19 protein-coding genes and 1 pseudogene are annotated in these 19,287 nt (G+C 64.0%); 9 read left to right on the top strand and 11 right to left on the bottom strand.

Features of this window, described 5'->3' with window-relative positions; genetic code table 11:
• Window positions 1-21 precede the first annotated feature (21 nt).
• From BM449_RS09790 to BM449_RS09765, 4 genes and pseudogenes are all read right to left on the bottom strand, one after another.
• Window positions 22-2,151 carry a bifunctional aldolase/short-chain dehydrogenase gene (locus BM449_RS09790; RefSeq protein ID WP_071801063.1) on the bottom strand — a complete coding sequence of 710 codons (2,130 nt, stop codon included), beginning with the start codon at window positions 2,149-2,151 and terminating at the stop codon, window positions 22-24.
• A gap of 30 nt (window positions 2,152-2,181) precedes the next feature.
• On the bottom strand, window positions 2,182-3,327 hold the full coding sequence (gene mtnA / locus BM449_RS09785) for an S-methyl-5-thioribose-1-phosphate isomerase (protein WP_071801062.1): 1,146 nt from the start codon (window positions 3,325-3,327) through the stop codon (window positions 2,182-2,184).
• 98 nt (window positions 3,328-3,425) lie between these two features.
• On the bottom strand, window positions 3,426-3,713 hold the full coding sequence (locus BM449_RS09780) for a DUF1971 domain-containing protein (RefSeq protein ID WP_071801061.1): 288 nt from the start codon (window positions 3,711-3,713) through the stop codon (window positions 3,426-3,428).
• Between the two features lie 1,041 nt (window positions 3,714-4,754).
• Window positions 4,755-4,889 (bottom strand): annotated as a pseudogene (locus tag BM449_RS09765) (tyrosine-type recombinase/integrase); the annotation flags it as partial.
• Between the two features lie 65 nt (window positions 4,890-4,954).
• Between BM449_RS09765 and BM449_RS09760 the strand changes: the two are divergent.
• Window positions 4,955-5,362 carry a hypothetical protein gene (locus BM449_RS09760; RefSeq protein WP_071801059.1) on the top strand — a complete coding sequence of 136 codons (408 nt, stop codon included), beginning with the start codon at window positions 4,955-4,957 and terminating at the stop codon, window positions 5,360-5,362.
• Between the two features lie 5 nt (window positions 5,363-5,367).
• On the opposite strand, the gene BM449_RS09755 is transcribed toward BM449_RS09760, so the two are convergent.
• The 6 genes from BM449_RS09755 to BM449_RS09730 all read right to left on the bottom strand — a co-directional run bounded on the left by BM449_RS09755 (window position 5,368) and on the right by BM449_RS09730 (window position 11,150).
• The gene (locus BM449_RS09755; RefSeq protein WP_071801058.1) at window positions 5,368-5,763 is read right to left on the bottom strand and encodes a L,D-transpeptidase; all 396 of its coding nucleotides are present in this window, start codon (window positions 5,761-5,763) and stop codon (window positions 5,368-5,370) included.
• 15 nt (window positions 5,764-5,778) lie between these two features.
• A complete protein-coding gene (locus tag BM449_RS09750; protein WP_083544502.1) occupies window positions 5,779-7,134 on the bottom strand; it encodes a SufS family cysteine desulfurase in 1,356 nt (451 codons plus the stop codon).
• A 6-nt stretch (window positions 7,135-7,140) separates the two neighbouring features.
• Window positions 7,141-8,409 carry a Fe-S cluster assembly protein SufD gene (gene sufD / locus BM449_RS09745; protein WP_233830623.1) on the bottom strand — a complete coding sequence of 423 codons (1,269 nt, stop codon included), beginning with the start codon at window positions 8,407-8,409 and terminating at the stop codon, window positions 7,141-7,143.
• A 41-nt stretch (window positions 8,410-8,450) separates the two neighbouring features.
• Window positions 8,451-9,239, bottom strand: coding sequence for a Fe-S cluster assembly ATPase SufC (gene sufC / locus BM449_RS09740; protein ID WP_071801057.1), 789 nt, complete (start codon window positions 9,237-9,239; stop codon window positions 8,451-8,453).
• A 91-nt stretch (window positions 9,240-9,330) separates the two neighbouring features.
• The gene (gene sufB / locus BM449_RS09735) at window positions 9,331-10,773 is read right to left on the bottom strand and encodes a Fe-S cluster assembly protein SufB (protein ID WP_071801056.1); all 1,443 of its coding nucleotides are present in this window, start codon (window positions 10,771-10,773) and stop codon (window positions 9,331-9,333) included.
• A 5-nt stretch (window positions 10,774-10,778) separates the two neighbouring features.
• Window positions 10,779-11,150, bottom strand: a complete 372-nt coding sequence (locus BM449_RS09730) for a ferredoxin-thioredoxin reductase catalytic domain-containing protein (protein ID WP_071802179.1) — start codon at window positions 11,148-11,150, stop codon at window positions 10,779-10,781.
• 366 nt (window positions 11,151-11,516) lie between these two features.
• On the opposite strand from BM449_RS09730, the gene sufR reads away from it, so the two are divergent.
• Window positions 11,517-12,185: an iron-sulfur cluster biosynthesis transcriptional regulator SufR gene (sufR, locus tag BM449_RS09725; protein ID WP_071801055.1), complete on the top strand. Its 669-nt coding sequence runs from the start codon at window positions 11,517-11,519 to the stop codon at window positions 12,183-12,185.
• 35 nt (window positions 12,186-12,220) lie between these two features.
• Window positions 12,221-12,613, top strand: a complete 393-nt coding sequence (locus BM449_RS09720; RefSeq protein WP_071801054.1) for a hypothetical protein — start codon at window positions 12,221-12,223, stop codon at window positions 12,611-12,613.
• Here the strand turns inward: BM449_RS09720 and BM449_RS09715 are convergent.
• Window positions 12,570-13,472 (bottom strand): DMT family transporter, encoded by a 903-nt coding sequence (locus BM449_RS09715; protein ID WP_071801053.1) that lies wholly within the window; start codon window positions 13,470-13,472, stop codon window positions 12,570-12,572. The two genes, BM449_RS09720 and BM449_RS09715, sit on opposite strands and share 44 nt — an antisense overlap.
• A gap of 53 nt (window positions 13,473-13,525) precedes the next feature.
• Between BM449_RS09715 and BM449_RS09710 the strand changes: the two genes are divergently transcribed.
• The 6 genes from BM449_RS09710 to BM449_RS09685 all read left to right on the top strand — a co-directional run bounded on the left by BM449_RS09710 (window position 13,526) and on the right by BM449_RS09685 (window position 19,275).
• The gene (locus BM449_RS09710; protein WP_071801052.1) at window positions 13,526-14,137 is read left to right on the top strand and encodes a phycobiliprotein lyase; all 612 of its coding nucleotides are present in this window, start codon (window positions 13,526-13,528) and stop codon (window positions 14,135-14,137) included.
• Between the two features lie 95 nt (window positions 14,138-14,232).
• Window positions 14,233-14,994 (top strand): phycobilisome rod-core linker polypeptide, encoded by a 762-nt coding sequence (locus tag BM449_RS09705; protein ID WP_071801051.1) that lies wholly within the window; start codon window positions 14,233-14,235, stop codon window positions 14,992-14,994.
• Between the two features lie 205 nt (window positions 14,995-15,199).
• Window positions 15,200-16,309 carry a DUF4912 domain-containing protein gene (locus BM449_RS09700; protein ID WP_186437634.1) on the top strand — a complete coding sequence of 370 codons (1,110 nt, stop codon included), beginning with the start codon at window positions 15,200-15,202 and terminating at the stop codon, window positions 16,307-16,309.
• A gap of 1 nt (window position 16,310) precedes the next feature.
• The gene (locus BM449_RS09695) at window positions 16,311-16,493 is read left to right on the top strand and encodes a hypothetical protein (protein WP_071801049.1); all 183 of its coding nucleotides are present in this window, start codon (window positions 16,311-16,313) and stop codon (window positions 16,491-16,493) included.
• 126 nt (window positions 16,494-16,619) lie between these two features.
• A complete protein-coding gene (locus BM449_RS09690) occupies window positions 16,620-18,044 on the top strand; it encodes a phospholipase D-like domain-containing protein (RefSeq protein ID WP_083544652.1) in 1,425 nt (474 codons plus the stop codon).
• Window positions 18,045-18,069: 25 nt separating this feature from the next.
• Window positions 18,070-19,275, top strand: a complete 1,206-nt coding sequence (locus BM449_RS09685) for an FAD-dependent monooxygenase (RefSeq protein ID WP_233830621.1) — start codon at window positions 18,070-18,072, stop codon at window positions 19,273-19,275.
• Window positions 19,276-19,287 lie beyond the last annotated feature (12 nt).

The raw sequence follows: 19,287 nt of genomic DNA, 5'->3' as shown, positions 1-19,287 counted from the left end.
CCGGGCCTTTAGCCAGAGCTTTCAGCGCACCATCGCCGCCACGTTGCCCCCATCCACCGTCAGCACGGCACCGGTGGTGCGCGCCAAGGCGGCCAGGGCAACGAAGGCCTCGGCCACGTCGCTGGCGGCCACCTCCTGGCCCAGCAGGTTGCCGGCCATGTAGGTCGCGGTGCTCACCCCCCGGGCCGTGGCGCGGGCCTGGATCATGGCGTCGTCGAGGAGGCCGGAGCGAATCCGATCGGCGTTGATCGCGTTGGCACGGATGCCCTCGCCGCCGCCCTCCAGGGCGTACTGGCGCATCAGGGCCAGCAGGGCCGCTTTGGCGATGCCGTAGGCACCGAAATTGGCGCCAGGGTTGAGCGCCTGCTTGCTCACGTTGAACAGCAGCTGGCCGCCGAAGCCCTGGGCGCGAAAGATGGCCACCGCCGCTTGGGCAACGGTTTGATGGGCAAAGAAATTGAGCTCGAAACTGGCCCGCAGCTCGGCCGCGGCCAGCTCGGCGATGGCGCCGGTCCAGGCGGCGCCGGCATTGGAGACCACAACGTCGAGGCCACCGAAGCGGGCGCAGATGGAGGCGAGCGCGGCGTTCACCTGATCGGGATCGGTGAGGTCGCAGGCCAGGCCGAGGGCGCGCGGGCCGCAGCTGGCCGCCACCGCCAGCGCCGCAGGGCCATCGCGATCGAGCACGGCCAGCTCAGCGCCCTGGGCCGCGAACGCCCGGGCCGTGGCCGCACCGATCGCGCCACCGCCGCCCGTCACCACTACCACCTGCCGGGCCAGGGCGGGCTCTGATCCCTTGCCGAGCTTGGCCTGCTCCAGGCTCCAGTACTCCATCTCAAAGGTGTCGTCTTCGCCCACCGGCGCGAAGCGGCCCAGGGCTTCGGCGGCTAGCAGGGTTCGGGCCCAGACCTCACCGATGTCGGCCGCCACCGCCGCCTCAGCGCTGCTGCGGCCGATCCCAACCAGGCCCAGACCGGGAATGGCGATCAGCCGGGGAAGGGAATCCAGCCGGGTGCGACCTCCCCCGAGCCGCTGGTCCTGCCGCTCGAAGTAGGCCCGGTAGGCCTGGATGTAGACCTCCAGCGCCTCAGCGGCCGCCAGGCTCCAGGCCGCCAGGCTTGGAGAATCTGAACCGGTATCTGGGCCATCGCTATCGAGGCTGGCGACTGGGTTTGGGGCAGGCGGCGCGGCCGGCAGCACCAGGGGGCCGGCCTTGGTGCGGATCACATGGTCGGGGGTGGCCACACCGCAGCTGGCCCAGCGGCTGAGGCGCTGGTCGTTGACCAGCTCCAGGGCAGGGGCGGAGCTGCGGCAATCCAGCAGCCAGCGGCCGGGTGCCGCCTCGGGCCCGGCGGCCCGGTGCAGCAAACCACGCAACACCGGAAGCAACGCCGACGCAGGCGTGGGGCGCGACGGCACGGCCGCCGGCAGGATGCGCCGCTCCGCCTGGCTGAGGAGCTCTTCGGCGGCCTGCACCAGCCTGATCATGCGGTCGTAGCTCTGCTCCGCGGTGGCGCCAAACGAAAACAGGCCGTGCTGGAGCAACACCAGGCCTTCGATCTCGGCACCACCGGCCGCGGCCGCTTCATAGGCCTCGGCGGCGGCCTTGGCCAGGGCGAAACCGGGCATCACATAGGGAACCAAGGCCACTCGATCGCCATAGACCTCCTGGCAGAGTTCCGCCGCATTCGGTTGATCGGCCAGGGCCAGCAGGGCGATCGCGTGGGTGTGGTCGATGAAGGTGTGCGGCAAAAAGGCATGCAACAGGGCCTCCACTGATGGGTTGGGAGCCTTCGGATCGATCAGGTTCTGGCGCTGGGCCGCCACCATCGCCTCGTCGGAGAGGGCATCGAGGCCCCGAAGCTGCTGGAGGGGCTCAAGCCGCACCGCCGGATGGCCAGGAGGTTCAATCGTGGCCAGATCCCAGCCGCTGCCCTTGACCCGCAGCACCGGGATTGTTTCGCCCAGCAACCCGCAAACACTCGTTTTCACCGACGTGTTGCCACCGCCATGGAGCACGAGGTCGGGATCGGCACCCAGCAACCGGGCCGAATAGGTGCGCAGGGCGAGCTCTTCGCTGATCCCCTCGGCGCCGTAATGATCAATCGCGCGGCGGGCAGCGGCAGCCGACCAGCGGTGTTGCGTCGGCATCGGCCGGGAGCTGCGGGAGTGAGGGCGAGGCTACGGGGCGCCAGCCGCTCCTGCTGATTCCCTTGCGTATAAGGCGCGCAAGCCCGCCTCACTCGCCTCAGCCACGCCCCGCTCGGTGATCAATCCAGTGACCAGCCGGGCCGGGGTGACATCAAAGGCAGGATTGAAGCCAATGGTGCCGGCGGGGGTGAGTTGCACGCAGCTGAGAACATCCGCAGAGGAATCAGCTGCGTTCGGTTGAGACAGGCCTGAAATGCAGGTCACCTCGTCAGGGGAGCGGGCCTCAATCGGAATTTCCGCCACACCATCGGCAAGGGTCCAGTCGATCGTGGAAGCCGGCAGGGCCACGTAGAAGGGGACGCCGTTGTCGAAGGCGGCGAGGGCTTTGAGATAGGTACCGATCTTGTTGCAGACGTCGCCCGTGCGGGTGGTGCGATCGGTGCCGACGATCACCGCATCCACCAGTCCGTGCTGCATCAGGTGGCCACCGGCGTTGTCGACGATCACGGTGTGGGGAACGCCCTCGCGGCCGAGCTCGAAGGCCGTGAGGCTGGCACCCTGGTTGCGGGGGCGGGTTTCATCCACCCAGACATGGATGGACAGGCCAGCGCGGTGGGCCTTGTAGATGGGGGCGAGGGCCGTGCCCCAATCAACGGTGGCGAGCCAACCGGCGTTGCAGTGGGTGAGAACGTTGAGCGGTTCGTGATGCCGCTCACTCGGGCGGGCAGCTGCGATCGAGCGGAACAACGCAAGCCCGTGGTCGCCGATCGCCTCGCACATCAGCACATCTTCTTCGGCAATGGCAGCGGCCTCTGCCGCCGCCGCGGCAGCCCGCTCGGCCGGTGGCAGCGGTGCCACCCGATCGCGCACACGCTCCAACGCCCAGCGCAGGTTGATGGCCGTGGGGCGGGTGGCGTTGAGCTGCTCAAACGCGGCAGCCAGGGAGGCATCGCAAGGATCCGCCTGCAGGGCCAGCATCAGGCCATAGGCGCCGGTGACGCCGATCAAGGGCGCACCGCGCACCACCATCGTGGCGATCGCCTCGGCGGCCTGATCAAGGGTGGTGAGTGAGCGCGTGCTGAAGCGGTGGGGCAACTGGGTCTGATCGATCACGCCCACCGAGCGACCGCCCTGCTCCAACCAGATTGTGCGCCAGGACTTGCCGTCGATGTTCATCGGATCCTGCCTGCGCCCAAAAGCTGGCTCATGCTGCCAAACCGGCTGCCATCGCCGACATGGCGAAGATCACGGCGACAGCGTTTGGTCTCAACTGGTTACGGGGCTTCTGCGTGGAAAAACTCAACAAAGAAGCGCACTTGCCCCTTTGGCTTCACTTCATGCAGCCATGCAGGCTCTACAACTCCCGGCGTGCCTGGGGAAAGCATCACCTCCTCAACTTCGGGCTCCAGCATCCGATAGAGCAACTCCCCCTCAAGAACCACGATTTTCGCCCAAACCCCTTCTTTGGTTTGGTGCCCACGCAACAACCCCTGTGGCACCGTGTCTTCAGAAAATTCTGATGTTCGGCTATAAGAGACAAGATTTTCTGGCATTTTCTTCATGGGTTAAGCTCCAGTTTCAAGCTGCCGCAGGTATTTCTCGGCGGCGGCGTCAACAATAAGCTCAACGGATGAGGCGCATTGGCGCAACTGATTTAGCGCCAATCTATTCGCACAACTTCTGGCTGCCTCATCCAAATAGTTGTCTCAAGCCAGCAACATCAATTTTCGCTAAGCGTACCAGCTCATCAACCTAGATCACTTCTGCATAGCCGTCGGAGCGAGGCTTTTATCTATAAAGATTTTTCTGCTTTCTTAGCCAAATGCTCAAGATTAGCGGCGGGGAGAAGTCCAATGCATCCATAAGGCACCTTTGGACCAGGCCGCTGGATCTTGATGTTGGACAGCCGTTGAGTTCGTCATAGAAGGTCTTGCAATCCAATTCGTGAGAGCTTGATATCACGAAGGATGCTTGCCTAGAGACCAGGCCCCAGAGTTTCATTGGAATGTACCGGAACAACTGTTGTTCTTCCGTCCGGGTGCTTAAGGAAACGGTGGCTACCTCTGACCCTGATTTCTTCAAAACCAATTCTCATCAAGGCTGCGATGTGGATTTTGCCTGAAAACCGCAGAATATCTCGTCACACTTCTACTGTCACTCTCTGTACTCCTACAAAATCAAGTAACTCAGGATCCGTGCCAGCAACCTCAATGCAAAGCTCAATGGCTTCCTTGATTCGCTCAATTAATTGATCTAGCGATTTAGATTGCGTATGGCAACCTGGTAGGGCAGGGACGGTCGCTACGAAAAACCCTTCTGAATCTTTTTCGACTACTACGTCAAACTGTCTAGACATTGAAGACACCTCCTCAAATTACTCTAGCTGCTTCGCCGCGGAGTGGTAAAGGGGCTCCACTTACCGGTCTGTCAAACTTGTCATTGGACGGTTCTGAGAACCAGCCTGCTTGGTACCGCTGCTTCCGTGAACCCTGCTGATTGCGCGGTTACTTCTTCGTCAGAACCCAGTCGAATTCGAGATCCTCAGGATCCGCAAGCACTGCCCGCCCGTCGTTCCTTGGTCAGAGAAGCACATGTTTGTTTTGCTACACAAAGTCTGCGGGGCTGTTCGCGCCCAGGGGTCCACGGTTAAGCACATGGGTGTAGATCACGGTGGTGCTCAGATCCTGATAGCCCAGCAATTCCTGAATCGCACGGATGTCATTGCCCCGCTCTAATAGATAAGTGAATGGCCCCCGTGCTGCGCACCTCGCACCCCGGTACGTTGAGGGATAGGCCAAAAACGATGCGCCGAAACCCCCTTCTGTTGTTGGGCCTGGTAGCCGTTGCCGCCTGCACTGGCTCCAATGCGAGCGCCGCCGAGCTGCAGCCTGTCATCCCCGAACGCTTCCGCGGCGAATGGCAGGACAGCCGCTACCCCTGCGACTCTCCGTTCAACATGGAAACGCGCCTGCTACTGCAGGCCGGCACGCTCAGTTTCTTCGAAAGTGGCGGCCCCACCGTCGCGGTGGTCACCAGCGGGACCTCGGAGCTGGCCCTGATCACCGCCATGGCCGGGGAAGGGCAGACCTGGCTGGGTCTGCGTCGGTTCCTCCTCTCCCCCGACCAATCCAGCCTGAGCGATGTCACCTATGCCGGCTGGCCAGACCAGAACAAGCCGTTCGTCCGCAAGCGCTGCCCGCCACAACGCTAAACGATTCAGGGGCGAATCTCCACCGGCGTGCCCACAGCCGTGCGCAGAAACAACCAGCGGGCCGTGGCGCTCGTGGTGCGGATGCAGCCGTGGCTGCGGTCCACGCCAAAACACTGCCCGGCATTCTCCTGCCAGGGGGCCGGATGAAAGCAGAGCTGATCAGGGATGAGGCCGCCACCCACCAGACACATCACGTTCGGTACGGCGGGGATGCGGTAATCGGGGCCCACCAGCGTTGTTTCGCTGTACTTGCTGCCGATCTGAAACCGTCCTGTCGGGGTTGGCGTGGCGGGCAGCCCAGTCGACACGAGGGCGGCATAGAGCAAGCGCTGCTGATCGTCGTAGGCGTAAAGCTTCTGCTCAGAGAGATCAATCAGCAGCGCCGTCACCAGCTCCAGCATCGATCGCGCCCCAGCTCAGCCGTGTTCCTTCAAAAAAGCCACGCTGCTTTCGAGTTCGTCGGCGAAACGGTCGATCTCCTCGAAGGTGGTGGTGAAGCTAAGGCTGGCCCGGGCCGATGAAGCCAGGCCGTAGTGGCGGTGAAGTGGCTGGGTGCAGTGGTGGCCACTGCGGATGCAGATGCCGCTGGCATCAAGCAAGGCCGAGAGGTCGTTGGCATGCAGACCCTCCACGCTGAAAGCGGCCAGGGCCCCGCGATCCGGTTGTTGCTCGGGGGTGGGGCCGAGAATCTTCAGCCCCTCAATCGCCTGCAAGCGCTCGAACAGCCGGCCGGTGAGTGTCTGCTCCCAGCGGTGGATGCGATCGAGGCCGATGGCGTTGAGGTAGTCCAGGGCCGCTCCCATACCCACGGCCTCACCGATCGCCGGGGTGCCCGCTTCGAACTTATGGGGCAAGTCGGCCCAGCTGCTGCTCTCGAGGTAAACGTCTTGGATCATTTCACCCCCACCCAGGAACGGCGGCATCGCCTCGAGCAGCGCCTCCCGCCCCCAGAGGAAGCCCATGCCGGTGGGTCCGCAGAGCTTGTGGGAGGAGCCCACCAAGAAATCAGCCCCCAGGGCCGTCACGTTCACCGGCAGATGCGGCAGGCTTTGGCAGGCATCCACCAGCAGCAGGGCGCCGGCGTCGTGGCTGAGCTTGGCGATCGCCTCGATCGGATTGAGGCAACCCAGGGTGTTGCTGATCTGAACAACGCTCACCAGCCTGGTTCGGTTGCTGAGTTTTTGCTTGAAGTCTTCGAGGTCGAGCTCTCCGGTTTCGGTGAGGCCGGCATGGCGCAGCACCGCACCGGTACGTGCAGCCAGCAACTGCCAGGGCACCAGATTGCTGTGGTGCTCCATCACCGTCAGCAGAATCTCATCGCCGGGCCGGATGTTCTCATCGCCCCAACTGCGGGCCACCAGGTTGATCGCCTCGCTGGCGTTGCGGGTGAACACAATTTCGCGCGGGGTGGCCGCACCGATGAAGGTGGCCACTTTCTCGCGGGCCCCCTCAAAGGCGTCGGTGGCGCGGGCGCTGAGCTGGTGGGCGCCGCGGTGAACGTTGGCGTTGTCGCGGCTGTAATAGGTCTGCAGGGCATCGAGCACCTGCTGGGGCTTCTGGCTGGTGGCGGCGTAATCCAGATAAATCAGCCCCTGGCCCAGGCAGGCCTGCTGAGACAACAAAGGGAAATCGGGCCGGGTCTGTTCCGCCAGGTTCTGGGCCACCGGCTCCTGACTGGGCTGGGCAGGTTCTGGGGCCGCCAGGGCAGGCTCACTGGCCGCTGGTTTGGAATCCCGCAACGGGGAAAGCTGGCTGTGCAGTGAGGCTGTCATCGCTGCTCAAACCTCCGCCAAAAGGCGCTGCAGGGGCTGCCAAGAGGCAGCAGCGGCGGGGAGATCAACGAGCACCTCCTGGCAGAAGCCACGCTTGAGCAGACGCGAGGCCGTGGCGGCATCGATCCCCCGGCTCTGGAGATAGAACAGTTGGTCATGCTGGAGGCGGCTCACCGTGGCGCCGTGGGTACAACGCACGTCATCGGCCACGATCTCCAGTTCCGGCTTGGTGTCGATGCGGGCCTGATCAGAGAGCAGCAGGTTGCGGCTCATCTGGTTGGCATTGGTGCGCTGGGCCCGGCGAGGGACGCTCACAGCGCCATCAAACACGCTATGCCCATGGCCGTCGACGATCGCCTTGTGCAGTTGCTCAAGCGAGCCGTCCGGCCCGAGAAACTCCACCCGGCTGTGCCCGTCAACCAGTTGATGGTCTTGCGCCACCTGAATCGCCTTCAGGTCAGTGTGGGCTGCCCCTTCCACCTGGGTGATCCGCGGTTCGAAGCGCGCCAGGGCCCAACCACGGCTGGCCACCACGGAATGGAAGCGGCTCTCGATTTCTTGCTCCACCGCCAGGTGAGCGAGGAGACAGGCTTCCCCTTCACCGAAAGCAAGCAGGCCATGCTGCACTTCGGCCTCGCGGCCCAGATGCATCTCCACCACCAGGCTGCTCAGGCTGGAGCCTGAACCGAGCTGCACTTGCAACACCTTCAAGCTGGCCTTCTCCTCGAGCAGCAACAGCACGCGGATCGGCAAGAGCGCCGACTCCCCACTGGCCGTCGCCACGAGTTCAAGGGTTTCAGCGACGCTGCCGCTGACCCGCAAGGCCAGGCAGTGGCTAGCGCTGGCCTGGTTGAACTCCACGGGCCAGTGCTGCTCGCAGCCGCAGCGGGCAAGTGTGTGGCCGAGGGCCTGCTGAAGCTCTTCGCCGCTGAGCCTGGTCAGCCCGGCTGGCAGGGTCTGGCCGGCCAGGGGGTCATGGCGGCCGTCGAGCCGCAGCCGCATGGTGCCGGCAGCCGGAGCTGGCAAGGCATCAGCAGAATCGGCAATGGGAATGGCCGCAGGGTCGGTCCCCTCGGTTGCCTCAACCTGGGCCAGCAGCGCCGGATCGAGGGCTTTGAGGGACCCGAGATCAGTGAAGCGCCAGTCTTCGTTGCGCCGCGAGGGCAGCGGTTGACGGGCCAGGGCCTCACGGCCGCGCCACTGAACGGCTTCAAGGTCACCGCTCGGAGCCGGCAGTCGCTCCAGAAATTCGGTGATCCAGGCATTGGCAGCCATCGGCTGGGCGCTGCTCGTCGTGGACGTGCTGGCGGACACCATCAAGCCACCTCCAGGACGGCCAACTCCTGGTCTACCCAGTCATAACCGCGTTCTTCGAGTTCCAGGGCCAGCTCCTTGCCGCCGGTGCGCAGGATCCGTCCCGCCGCCATCACATGGACGTAATCAGGGGTGATCACATCAAGCAGCCGCTGGTAGTGCGTGATCAGCAAGGTGGCGTTGTCGGCGGTGGCGAGCTGGTTGACGCCACCGGCCACGATCCGCAGGGCATCGATGTCGAGGCCGGAATCGGTTTCATCGAGAATCGCCACCACCGGCTCCAGCAGAGCCATCTGCAGAATCTCATTGCGTTTCTTCTCGCCGCCGGAGAAGCCTTCGTTGACGCTGCGCTCCAGGAACGAGGGGTTCATCTGCACCACTTCCAGCCGCTCACGGACCAGATCTTCAAAGGCGAACGGGTCAAGGTCTTCTTTGGCCAGCTCGCTGCGGCGGGCATTGGTGGCCACCCGCAGAAATTCGAGATTGCTTACGCCAGGAATCTCAATGGGATACTGGAAACCAAGGAACAGACCGATCCGGGCCCGCTGCTCGGGATCGAGCTCCAGCAGATCCTGGCCGCGGTAGCGGACCGAGCCAGCGGTAACTGTGTAGGAGGGGTGGCCGGCCAGCACCTTGGAGAGGGTGCTTTTGCCGCTGCCGTTGCGTCCCATCACAGCGTGGATCTCTCCTGCCCTGATCGTCAGGTTCACGCCCTTGAGGATAGGTTGGTCCTCCACGCGGGCATGGAGATCAACGATCTCAAGCAGCAGGTCGGCGTCGGGACTGATCACGGGGAAACGGGGAAGGAAGAGCGAGAAAGGCCACCGCTTGGGCGGCAACAGAAAAGAAAGGGATCAAAGCGGGAGAACCCAGTGAGGGCGTTCAGCCGACGGAACCTTCGAGTTTGAGGGCGAGCAGCTTGTCGGCTTCGGCGGCAAATTCCATCGGCAACTGGTTGAACACATCGCGGCAGAAGCCACTCACCATCATCGACACCGCCGCCTCAAAGCCGATTCCCCGGCTCTGCAGGTAGAAGAGCTGGTCGGCAGAGATGCGACAGGTACTGGCTTCGTGCTCCACCGACGCGTCCGGCTGCTGGGAGCGGATGTAGGGGTACGTGTTGGCGGCGGCCTGATCGCCGATCAGCATCGAATCGCACTGGCTGTAGTTCTTCGCACCCACCGCCTTGGGCCCGATCTGCACAAGCCCGCGGTAGCTGTTGGAGGAATGGCCAGCGCTGATCCCCTTGCTCACAATCGTCGAACGGCTGCGCGGGCCGACATGGATCATCTTGGTGCCGGTGTCAGCCTGCTGACGGTTGTTGGTGAGCGCCACGGAATAGAACTCACCAACGGAATCAGCTCCGAGCAGCACACAGCTGGGGTACTTCCAGGTGATGGCCGACCCGGTTTCCACCTGGGTCCAGCTGATCTTGCTGCGGTCGCCACGGCATTGACCCCGCTTGGTCACAAAGTTGTAGATGCCGCCTTTGCCGTTCTCATCACCAGCATACCAATTTTGAACGGTAGAATATTTAATCGTGGCGTCGTCCAAGGTCACCAACTCCACAACGGCGGCGTGGAGTTGGTTGGTGTCAAACATGGGAGCTGTGCAGCCCTCCAAATAGCTGACAGAAGCCCCTTCCTCAGCGACGATCAAGGTACGCTCAAATTGGCCCGTGTCCTCGGAGTTGATCCGGAAGTAGGTAGAGAGTTCCATCGGGCACTCCACACCTTTGGGGATGAACACAAAGGAACCATCGCTGAACACGGCAGAATTCAGGGCCGTGAAATAGTTGTCATTGGCGGGCACCACCGAACCGAGGTAGCGCTCAATCAACTCAGGATGGTCTTTGACGGCCTCACTGATGGAGCAGAACACCACTCCGTGCTCCGCCAGTTTTTCGCGGTAGGTGGTGGCAATCGAAACACTGTCAAAAACAGCATCGACAGCCACGTTGCTGAGTCGCTTTTGCTCGCTCAGCGGAATACCAAGCTTGTCGAAGGTTTCGAGCAGCTTCGGATCCACCTCATCGAGGCTTGCCTTCTTGTCGCGTTGCTTGGGCGAGGCGTAATAAATAATGCTCTGATAATCGATCACCGGATGACTCACCGTTGACCAATCCGGCTCCTCCATCTTCAACCACTGGCGGAAGGCCCGCAGACGGAATTCCAGCAAGAAGGCTGGCTCATTCTTCTTGGCAGAGATCAGACGAACCACATCCTCAGACAGGCCCTTGTCGATCTTTTCTGTTTCGATATCACTGACAAAGCCGTACTTGTACGGCTGGCTGACCAAGTCACTGACGGTGGATGCGGTGCTCATGGGGCTCAGGCGGTGGGAGCGGCAGTGTGGGAGCGGATCTCTTCAAGCGTGATGGCCTGATCTTCGCCCCGGAAAGGGTTGTCTTCTGTAAGAAAAAGCAGGCAATGGCATTCCTTGCGCTCACGCATGGGCACGCAAGGACAGTTCCAGAAGGCCTGGGAAACTTCGGCCTCTTTGTCTTCGTAATGCCGGCAAGGGCAAAGGGCCCCGCCAAGCTCCTGTTTGTGGCGGGCCAGACCCTCAAGCACCACCGCCGTCACCCCTGGATCGCTGCAGAAGTAGGTGCCCGTGCGCTGGGCGTAGGTTTCGGCAAACTTCCGGATTACCTCCAGATTTTCGGTGGATGGAACCGCTGCGGCGGAAGGGGCTTCAGACATGGATTCGGTGGTCAGGGGTGAAACCGGAGCCATCAAGGGCTAGGGCGAGGGCAGGGTGCGGTCTTGGGACGATCGCAGAACCGAGGCTCGAACGGCGAGCTGGCTAGAGAATCAAATGTAAGGAGGTACGGGACAGAGAACGGCCCACGAGCTGCCTAGACGGCTGCTCGGGAGTGGGCGAGGAGAAGCTTCTGGCCAACGCAACCTTCAGGATTTGAATTGCGAAACTTTTGCGTTTCCTTAATGGATACCTTAAGGCAGATGGGCTGGTGATGGGGGGCTGACCACAGCAGCCCACAGCTTCAACGCAGGCGTGGCAGGGTGAACAGAAGGTTCGTGTCTCGCCAGACCGACCGACTTCCTCTGATGAGCACTTCTACCCAGGCCCCGACCCGTGAGGCGGCGCTCACCCTGCTCTTGCGTCAGAAAGCTGCAACGGCCGCTGAGTTATCCGAACTCCTTGAGGTCTCTGTCCAGGTCATGCGTCGTCACCTGCGCAGCCTTGAAGAGGAAGGTCTGGTGGAAGCCAGCGCCAGCTCGGAAGGCCCGGGGCGGCCAACCAACCAGTGGCGGCTCACCACGGCCGGACGCGACCAGTTCCCCGACGGAGGCGAACAGTTCGCCCTCGGACTGCTGCATTCGATGGCCGCCAGCCTGCCGCCCGAAATGGTGAAGAACCTGCTGCGACAGCAGGCGATGACCAAGGGGTCCTGTGACCGCCAGGAAATCGGTGAGGGCAGCTTGACCGAACGCCTGGAGCGGCTGGTGGAACTGCGCCGCCAAGAGGGCTACATGTCTGAGTTCAGCGCCGATGGCGACGGCCTCTCCTGGTGCATGAGTGAATACCGCTGCTCCGTGGGCCGCCTTGCCGAGCAGTTCCCCCAGATCTGCGACCAGGAATTGCAGCAGATCCGCCACACCTTCCCTGATTGCAGCATCGAGCGGGTGCACTGGCGCCTGGAGGGAGGGCACTCCTGCGGCTTCCGTCTCACCCCGAAGGGCGGCAGGGCCAGCGAACCCGTCCATCAGGATTGACGCTGAGATGACACAACCAGCAATGGCTGAGATCAATGGCTGAGATCGGGCCGCTCAGCAGCGACGATCTCCTGCAATTGGAGGCCAGCCTGCTGCCCTCCCTGGAGCGCCACCACCTGCGTCTGCTGGCCCACAGCTTGCGCTGCCTTCAGGCCATCGCCGGCCAGCGCCAGGGGCCGGTTCCAGCCCAACAGCAACTGGAATCCTGGCTGGCCAGCCAGGATTCCCTCTACAACGATCCAGCCTTTGCGCAGGCCTTTCTGGATCAATTGCAGAGCGCCGCCTTCCAGCTTGAGCAGATCGCCGCACCGCTGGGTCTCGCTCCGCTGGGGCTGGAGCTGAGCGACCTCTGCCAATGGGCCGATGCCCAGGCCCGCGCCCGCGTCAGCCCGCCAGCAGCGGGCCTGCCAGCCCCACCACCAAACTGACGCCAGCGAGGGCCAGCAGGGCAGCCAACCAACCGGCCCGACCGGGTCTGTCGCCTTCCAGCCGCGCCAGGGGCAAGGCCATCACCGGTGCCGTTGCGAGCAGCGCCACCGCCAAGCCGCCCGGTAAGGCCTGCAAGGCGGCTTGCTGAAGAACAATGCCGGCGCTGGTGCCCAGCAATGTGGCCACCAGCACCAGCGGCCAGCGTGATCGGGCCAGCCGCGGCCGAGCCCTTGGAGCCGGCAGGTGGCGAAACAACGGCAACAACACCACCGCCGCTGCCGCCAGGCGCACGGTGGCCGATTGCAGTGGGGTCAGATCAGAGGCCAGCAGCGCAGCGCGGGAGAGCAGGGCACCACCGCTGCCGCAGAGCAGGGCCGCTAAGGCCAGCAGCAAACCCATTCGCTGGGTACCGGGAGGCGATGGCAGAGCGCCGCAGCGGGGTGGTTGCTGAACGGCCACCACCACCACGGCCAGGGAGATCAGGGTCAGGCCCAGCCACTGGGCCTGGGTGGGCAGCTCGGCAAGAAAAACAACACCAGCCAACGCCGTGATCGCTGGTCCAGCGGCCTCAATCGTGAGGGTGCGGCGCGTTCCCAGCCGGCGCAGGGCCGCGAAGTAGAGGCTGTCACCCACGGCAATGCCAACCACCCCGCTGGCCAGCAGCAGGGCGAAAGCCCCGGGCAGCACCCGCCAGCCCCCGAAGAGCACGAGCGGCAATTGCAGCGCCAGGGCCAGCAGGTTTTTAACCAGGTTCAGCTGGGCGGCGCTCAAGGAGGTGGGCAGGCGCCGCCAGAGGCTGCTGGCGAGCGTCCAGCAAAAGGCTGCAGCCAGGGCTGCCAGGACTCCCGAGGTGGGCACCTGAACGGGAGGGGCGAAGAAGTTGCGATCATCGCTAAAGCCGTCACCAGCCCGTGAGCGTTTCGATTGCCGATGCCATCAGTTTTTTCAGGCTCAGCTGCGGGCGCTGGCGCTCCCAGCGCACCAGCCATCACCTCTTGCATCGCCGCGCCGAAGCTGGAGGCTCGCTGATCGAGGTAGTGGAGGTAGCCGCCGATGATCCACGGCTGCTGGCGATCGCCACCCTGCATGGCCAGGAGCCCGATCAGCTGGTGGGGGGCTGCCAGGTGCGCTGGAGTGGATCGATGGCCTGGGACAAAGCCGGCGAAGACCACCAGGGCGAATCGGTGTTCGGCCTGATCCCAACCGATGCACGGGGCCGGGAAGGTCTGTTGCTACGGGATCGCGGCTACGCCGAATCCTCACCGGTAGCTGGGCACTTCCGCATGGACGACCGCGATGGCCTGCTGCTCACCACCGCCTACGAGACCATGAGTTCGCTTGAGCGGTTCTGGTTCCCCTCCCCCGACGTGAGGCTGCGCACCAGCACCGTCGAAGGCCTCTCGAACACGGCCTCGTTCTGCGTCGAAAGCCGCTGCAGCACAGAGCCATCCCCCGCTGCAGAGGTCAGCGACCGCGCGCTCCCAGACTTGGCGGCCAGCCCCCTGTCGGCCTTTGGCTGGTGAGCCGCGAACGTTACGGACTGTGAGCCCTGGCCTGGCGCCGCGAGGTTGCCCGAGGCCCCCTTCTACGATCGGCAGCGACGGTTGACGACGCACGTGTGGCTATCCCGCTTCTGACCTACGCACCGACGACCCAGAACTCGCGGGTCAAGTCCTTGCGCATCGGCTCCGACGAAGACCCCAAAACGGTCTCGATCGACAAAGCCATCGACCGGGAAGCCCAGAACTTCGTGATCGAGACGGCCTACCGCCAGATCTTCTTCCACGCCTTCAAGGTGGATCGCGACACGATCCTGGAGTCGCAGCTGCGTGACGGCCAGATCACCGTGCGTGACTTCATCCGGGCCCTCTGCCTATCCGACACCTTCACGCGCAGTTTTTACAACCTCAACAGCAACTACAGGGTGGCCCGCCACCTGGTTGAGAAGCTGCTGGGCCGGCAGGTGTACGGCAAAGCCGAGGAGATCGCCTGGTCCGCCGTGATCATGACCAAGGGCGTCGCCGGCGCCGTCGACCAGATCCTGAGCAGCCAGGAATACCTCGAGAACTTTGGCTACGACACGGTTCCCTACCACCGCAACCGTGTGGTCGGGTCCCGCGAGGTGGGCGAAACCCCCTTCAATATCACCACGCCGCGCTACGACGCGTACCACCGTGGAGTCCTGGGCTTCCCCCAGGTCATCTACACAGGAACGGTCCGCAGCCTGCCCGCACGGGCCAAGCAACGCCGTGGTGGCTTCCCCGAGGATTACCTGCCCTGGGTTCGCAGCCTGCCGGCCCTGCGCACCGGCGCGGCGGCCTCCGGCAATGCCGGCATGGATTACCTCTCCAAGGTCCCCTACCGCAGCATCGGGCGCTGACGCTCATTGCTCCTTGAGCCAGTTCATCACTGGCTTCACGGCGGTTCATCACCGCCGTTTTTTGTGTCCTGGCACACCGGCCTAGGCGTCAGTGGTTGCTGACGCACCATGCCTCCGGCGGTTTTGCACCGACCTTCTCCAGCAGAGTGAGGAGGAAGTCAGAGAACTAGCGACAGTGACTCAGGCCCTGACATCGCTGGCGAGAATGACCCTGAGGCAACTTCGCCAGGTCGCCAGTGGCCTTGGTGTCGGTCAATACAGTCGTAAGCCTAAAAACGAGCTCACAGAGGAGATCAGCGCCATGCAGACCGGCGACCCTCCTGAGGCTTCCGAGGGTTCTGCAGTCTCTGCCAGCCTGGCCGAACTGGAAGCAGACTTCTCCCCCGCACCCCGACCCGGTGCCCAGACCAAGGTGGTGTTCCTGCCCAGGGATCCCCAGTGGGCCTACGTATTCTGGGAGATCGCCGACGGTGATCGTCGCCAGGCGCTGTCCTCAGGAGCCAGCCAGCTTTGTCTGCGGGTCGCCGACGTCACCGGCCTTTCCGGCGGCGCCACCCACACCCACACCCTGCAGGAGGTGCCTGTCGACAGCCATGCCACCGAGTGGTACCTCCCTGTTCCGATGAGTGATCGGGATTACCGCGTTGAGATGGGCTATCGCAAGGTGGGTGGGGGCTGGATTTCGCTGGGCTTCTCCGCATCGGCCCGGGTTCCCGCCCTGCATCCCAGCGAGCAGATCCTTGATCAGTTCGTTCCTTTCTCGCTGGAATCTCCCACCAGCAGCAGCACCACCCCCTTCTCCGCCCCTGTCGAAACGGCCTACAGCGATCTGCATGAGCGGCTCTACAAGAAAGCCACCCTGCCCTCCTCCACCGGCAGCAGCAGCAAGGCCGGCCCACGTTTCGGACGGGGCTCTGAAGCCTTCCATGAGCGCGGGGATCTCTACGGCCCGTCCCCTCGCCATGGCCTGAGCGATTCAGGAATCGGTGTATGGGCCAGTGGGCGGAACGAATCGGTGGCCGGTGGTGTGGCCTCCCGCCAACGCTCCTTCTGGCTGGTGGCCGACGCCGAACTGATTGTTTACGGCTCGACCGATCCCTCCGCCAAGCTTTCGATCGGCAATGAGGATGTGCCCCTCTCCCCCGAAGGCACCTTCCGCATCCAGGTGCCGTTCCGCGACGGCCAGCAGCTCTATCCGATCGAGGCCATCGCCGCCGACGGTGAGCAGAAGCGCAGCATCACCCTGCAGTTCGGTCGATCCACTCCGGAGGACAACAGCAACCCCTCCAGCCAGGCCATCGCCGAGTGGTTCTGAGTTGAACCGCACATTCGTCGCCTTCACCCCACTGGCAGGGGCCCTGATTCTGCCGATTCTGGTTCCGATTTTGATGGTGCGGGTCAGTGTCGGAGCAGGTGTTGGCCTTACCGTCGCGGCCAGCTGTGTGTGGTTCGTGCTGATGCTCCGCACCGCCGAAATGCCCGGCGAGCATCACAGCTGAGGTCCAAGGCTCAATCAACGGGGAACCTTGAGGAGAGCCTGTCGTTCAGCAGCGTTGAAGCGTTCCTCTTGGTGGACCCCCAGTCGATTCTCCGCATCCTGGCTGCCAGGGCCCGGTCTGTTGGCCCTGGCCCTGGCTCTGGGGGGCTGTGGTGCCACCGCCCGGATCGTCGGTCAGGGTCCGGCTGACCTGCCGCTGCCCGCCGGAATCGAGGTGGCCTTCAATCACCGCAGCGATCGGCATTACACAAGCCCGATCGATGGACGCTCCCGCAACGGTGATGACCTCGAAAGCTTGCTGCTGGAGACGATTCAGCGGGCCGATCGGGAAATCCTGGTCGCCGTTCAAGATCTTGCCTTGCCCCGGGTGGCCGAGGCTCTCGTCGCCAGACATCGGGCCGGCATCGCGGTGAAGGTCGTGCTTGAAAACACCTACAGCGTTCCCTGGAGCCATCAGCACCTCCACGATCTGAGCCCCCATCAGCGCTTGCGCCATTCCGGGCTGATGGCCCTGGCCGATCGCGATCGCGACGGTGCCCTCAGCAGCGCCGAACTGGAACAAGGTGATGCGGTGGCCATCCTGCAGCGGGGCGGGATCCCCCTGATCGACGACACAGCCGATGGCAGTGCCGGCAGCGGCCTGATGCACCACAAGTTTCTGATCGCCGATGGCCGCTGGCTGGTCACCGGATCAGCCAACTTCACCGCTTCCGGCACCCACGGTGATGCCGGAGCCAGCCGCACCCGCGGCAACGTGAATCACCTGCTGCGGATCGACAGCCCTGCGCTGGCGGCGTTGTTCGACGCCGAATTCCAGCGGATGTGGGGGGACGGCCCCGGAGGCGAGGCTGATAGCCGATTCGGCATCAGCAAGGAGCAAGGAGGCGTGCAATCCGCATCGGTGGGCAACACCGCGGTGGAGGTCCTGTTTTCCCCCCACCGCCGCCGCGATCCAGAGAACGGCCTGGCTTTTCTGGAGCAACGCCTGGCCCAGGCCACCAGCCACGTGGACATGGCCCTGTTCGTGTTCTCGGCCCAGGGTCTGGCCGACCAGCTGGCCCTTCTCAATCACCAGGGGATGGCGATCCGTCTGCTGGCCGATCCGGGATTCGCCAGCCGCTCTTTCTCGGAGGTGCTCGACCTGCTCGGCGTCGCCCTGCCCGACCATCGCTGCAAGATCGAAACTGACAACACCCCATGGACACGACCGCTGCAGGGGGTGGGAACACCAAAACTGGCCCGCGGCGACAAGATGCACCACAAATTCGCCGTGATCGATGGCAAGACGGTGATCACCGGCTCGTTCAACTGGAGTCCGGCGGCGGCCCACGCCAACGATGAAGCGCTGCTGGTCGTTCACTCCCCGGTTTTGGCGGCCCACTTCACCAGGGAAATGGACCGGATGTGGCAGGGCGCCGAGCTTGGGATCACCGCGCGGATGCAGCGGAAGCTGGAGCGCAGGCACCGAACCTGCGGCAGCGGAACCGAGCGTGCTGCCGCATCGCCCCGTGGCAGCCACTTGATGGGGGCCGTTCCCTCGGGGGTGGCTTGAAGGTGAGGGTGTTTTGACAGATCCTGTGGTGACAGATCCTGTGGTGATCGTTGGCGCTGGCCCTGCCGGCGCTTCCCTGGCTTTGGTGCTGGCAGAGCGTGGCCTGCCGGTCACCCTGCTTGACGCCGTGAATGACCTGGAGCGGGTGTTCCGTGGCGAGGGCCTGATGCCCTGCGGGCTCGATGCCCTCGATCAGATCGCTTCGCCCGCCTTGCTGGCCTCCCTGCCCAGCCGCCCGCTGAGTGGCTGGGGCTTTCGAGTCAATGGCCGCGACTTGTTCCGTGTCGATGAGCCGATGGGGGCCCAGCGGCCCTGCTTGCTGGTGCCCCAGACAGCCCTGCTCGAAGCGTTGATCTCCAGGGCCAGGGCCTGTGCCGGCTTCCGCTGGCGACCTGGCCAGACCGCCGAGGGTCTGGTGATCGATGCAGACCGGGTACGCGGAGTGCGCCTGGCGGGCGGGGAGGTGCAAGCCGCCAGCCTGGTGATCGCCGCCGATGGCAGGGCCTCCCGATTGCGCACCAAAGCAGGCCTGCGCCTCGATCAGGAGCGGAGCCCGATCGACATCCTCTGGTTTCGGCTACCGGCCCACCCGCGCTTCGTGGCCGACAACCTGTTCATTGTCCAGCTCGGAGCCAGCGGCGGCTTCAGCGTGTTCCATGGCGCCAAGGACGGCGAGCTCCAGCTCGGCTGGCTGATCGCGGCCGGTGAGCGGATCGAACGCAGCGGCCGCGAATGGGCCGAAGCCTTTGCCGCGCTCTCTCCAGCCTGGCTGGCGAACCACTTCCTTGCCCAGGCCGGCGCGCTCTCACTTCCGCAACGGCTTTCGGTGCGGGTGGGCAGCGCCCCGCACTGGCATCGGCCAGGCTTGCTGCTGCTGGGCGACGCGGCCCATCCGATGAGTCCGATTCGCGCCCAAGGCATCAACATGGCCTTGCGTGACGCGATCGTGGCGGCCAATTGGCTGGTGCCGGTCTGGCGGGAAGGAGCGGAGCCGGCCGCGATTGATGCGGCCCTGGAGTCCATTCAGGCGGAGCGGGAAGCGGAGATCCGCCAGGCCCAGGCGCTGCAGCGGAATGAGGCCAGGCAGGGCGATCTGCTCCGCCGCTCGGGGCTGGTTCGGCAGACAATCGCCTGGCTGAGCCCATGGATCGGCCCGAGCTTGAAACGCTCCTGGGTGGGTCGGCAGCAACCGTTGCGCCTGGGCTCTAGCCCCGTTCAACTGATCGTCTGAAGCTCGGCGATG

Source organism: Synechococcus sp. SynAce01, assembly GCF_001885215.1.
Taxonomy (GTDB): Bacteria; Cyanobacteriota; Cyanobacteriia; order PCC-6307; family Cyanobiaceae; genus Regnicoccus; species Regnicoccus frigidus.
Note: the sequence above shows the minus strand (reverse complement) of the source record. Positions and strands in the feature narration are given on the sequence as shown.

What these genes read in the sequence shown, in the direction of transcription:
- BM449_RS09790 (WP_071801063.1), bottom strand. Translation starts at nt 2,151, where the DNA reads ATGCCGACGCAACACCGCTGGTCGGCTGCCGCTGCCCGCCGCGCGATT.
- mtnA (WP_071801062.1), bottom strand. Translation starts at nt 3,327, where the DNA reads ATGAACATCGACGGCAAGTCCTGGCGCACAATCTGGTTGGAGCAGGGC.
- BM449_RS09780 (WP_071801061.1), bottom strand. Translation starts at nt 3,713, where the DNA reads ATGAAGAAAATGCCAGAAAATCTTGTCTCTTATAGCCGAACATCAGAA.
- BM449_RS09760 (WP_071801059.1), top strand. Translation starts at nt 4,955, where the DNA reads ATGCGCCGAAACCCCCTTCTGTTGTTGGGCCTGGTAGCCGTTGCCGCC.
- BM449_RS09755 (WP_071801058.1), bottom strand. Translation starts at nt 5,763, where the DNA reads ATGCTGGAGCTGGTGACGGCGCTGCTGATTGATCTCTCTGAGCAGAAG.
- BM449_RS09750 (WP_083544502.1), bottom strand. Translation starts at nt 7,134, where the DNA reads ATGACAGCCTCACTGCACAGCCAGCTTTCCCCGTTGCGGGATTCCAAA.
- sufD (WP_233830623.1), bottom strand. Translation starts at nt 8,409, where the DNA reads ATGGCTGCCAATGCCTGGATCACCGAATTTCTGGAGCGACTGCCGGCT.
- sufB (WP_071801056.1), bottom strand. Translation starts at nt 10,773, where the DNA reads ATGAGCACCGCATCCACCGTCAGTGACTTGGTCAGCCAGCCGTACAAG.
- BM449_RS09730 (WP_071802179.1), bottom strand. Translation starts at nt 11,150, where the DNA reads ATGTCTGAAGCCCCTTCCGCCGCAGCGGTTCCATCCACCGAAAATCTG.
- sufR (WP_071801055.1), top strand. Translation starts at nt 11,517, where the DNA reads ATGAGCACTTCTACCCAGGCCCCGACCCGTGAGGCGGCGCTCACCCTG.
- BM449_RS09720 (WP_071801054.1), top strand. Translation starts at nt 12,221, where the DNA reads ATGGCTGAGATCGGGCCGCTCAGCAGCGACGATCTCCTGCAATTGGAG.
- BM449_RS09700 (WP_186437634.1), top strand. Translation starts at nt 15,200, where the DNA reads ATGACCCTGAGGCAACTTCGCCAGGTCGCCAGTGGCCTTGGTGTCGGT.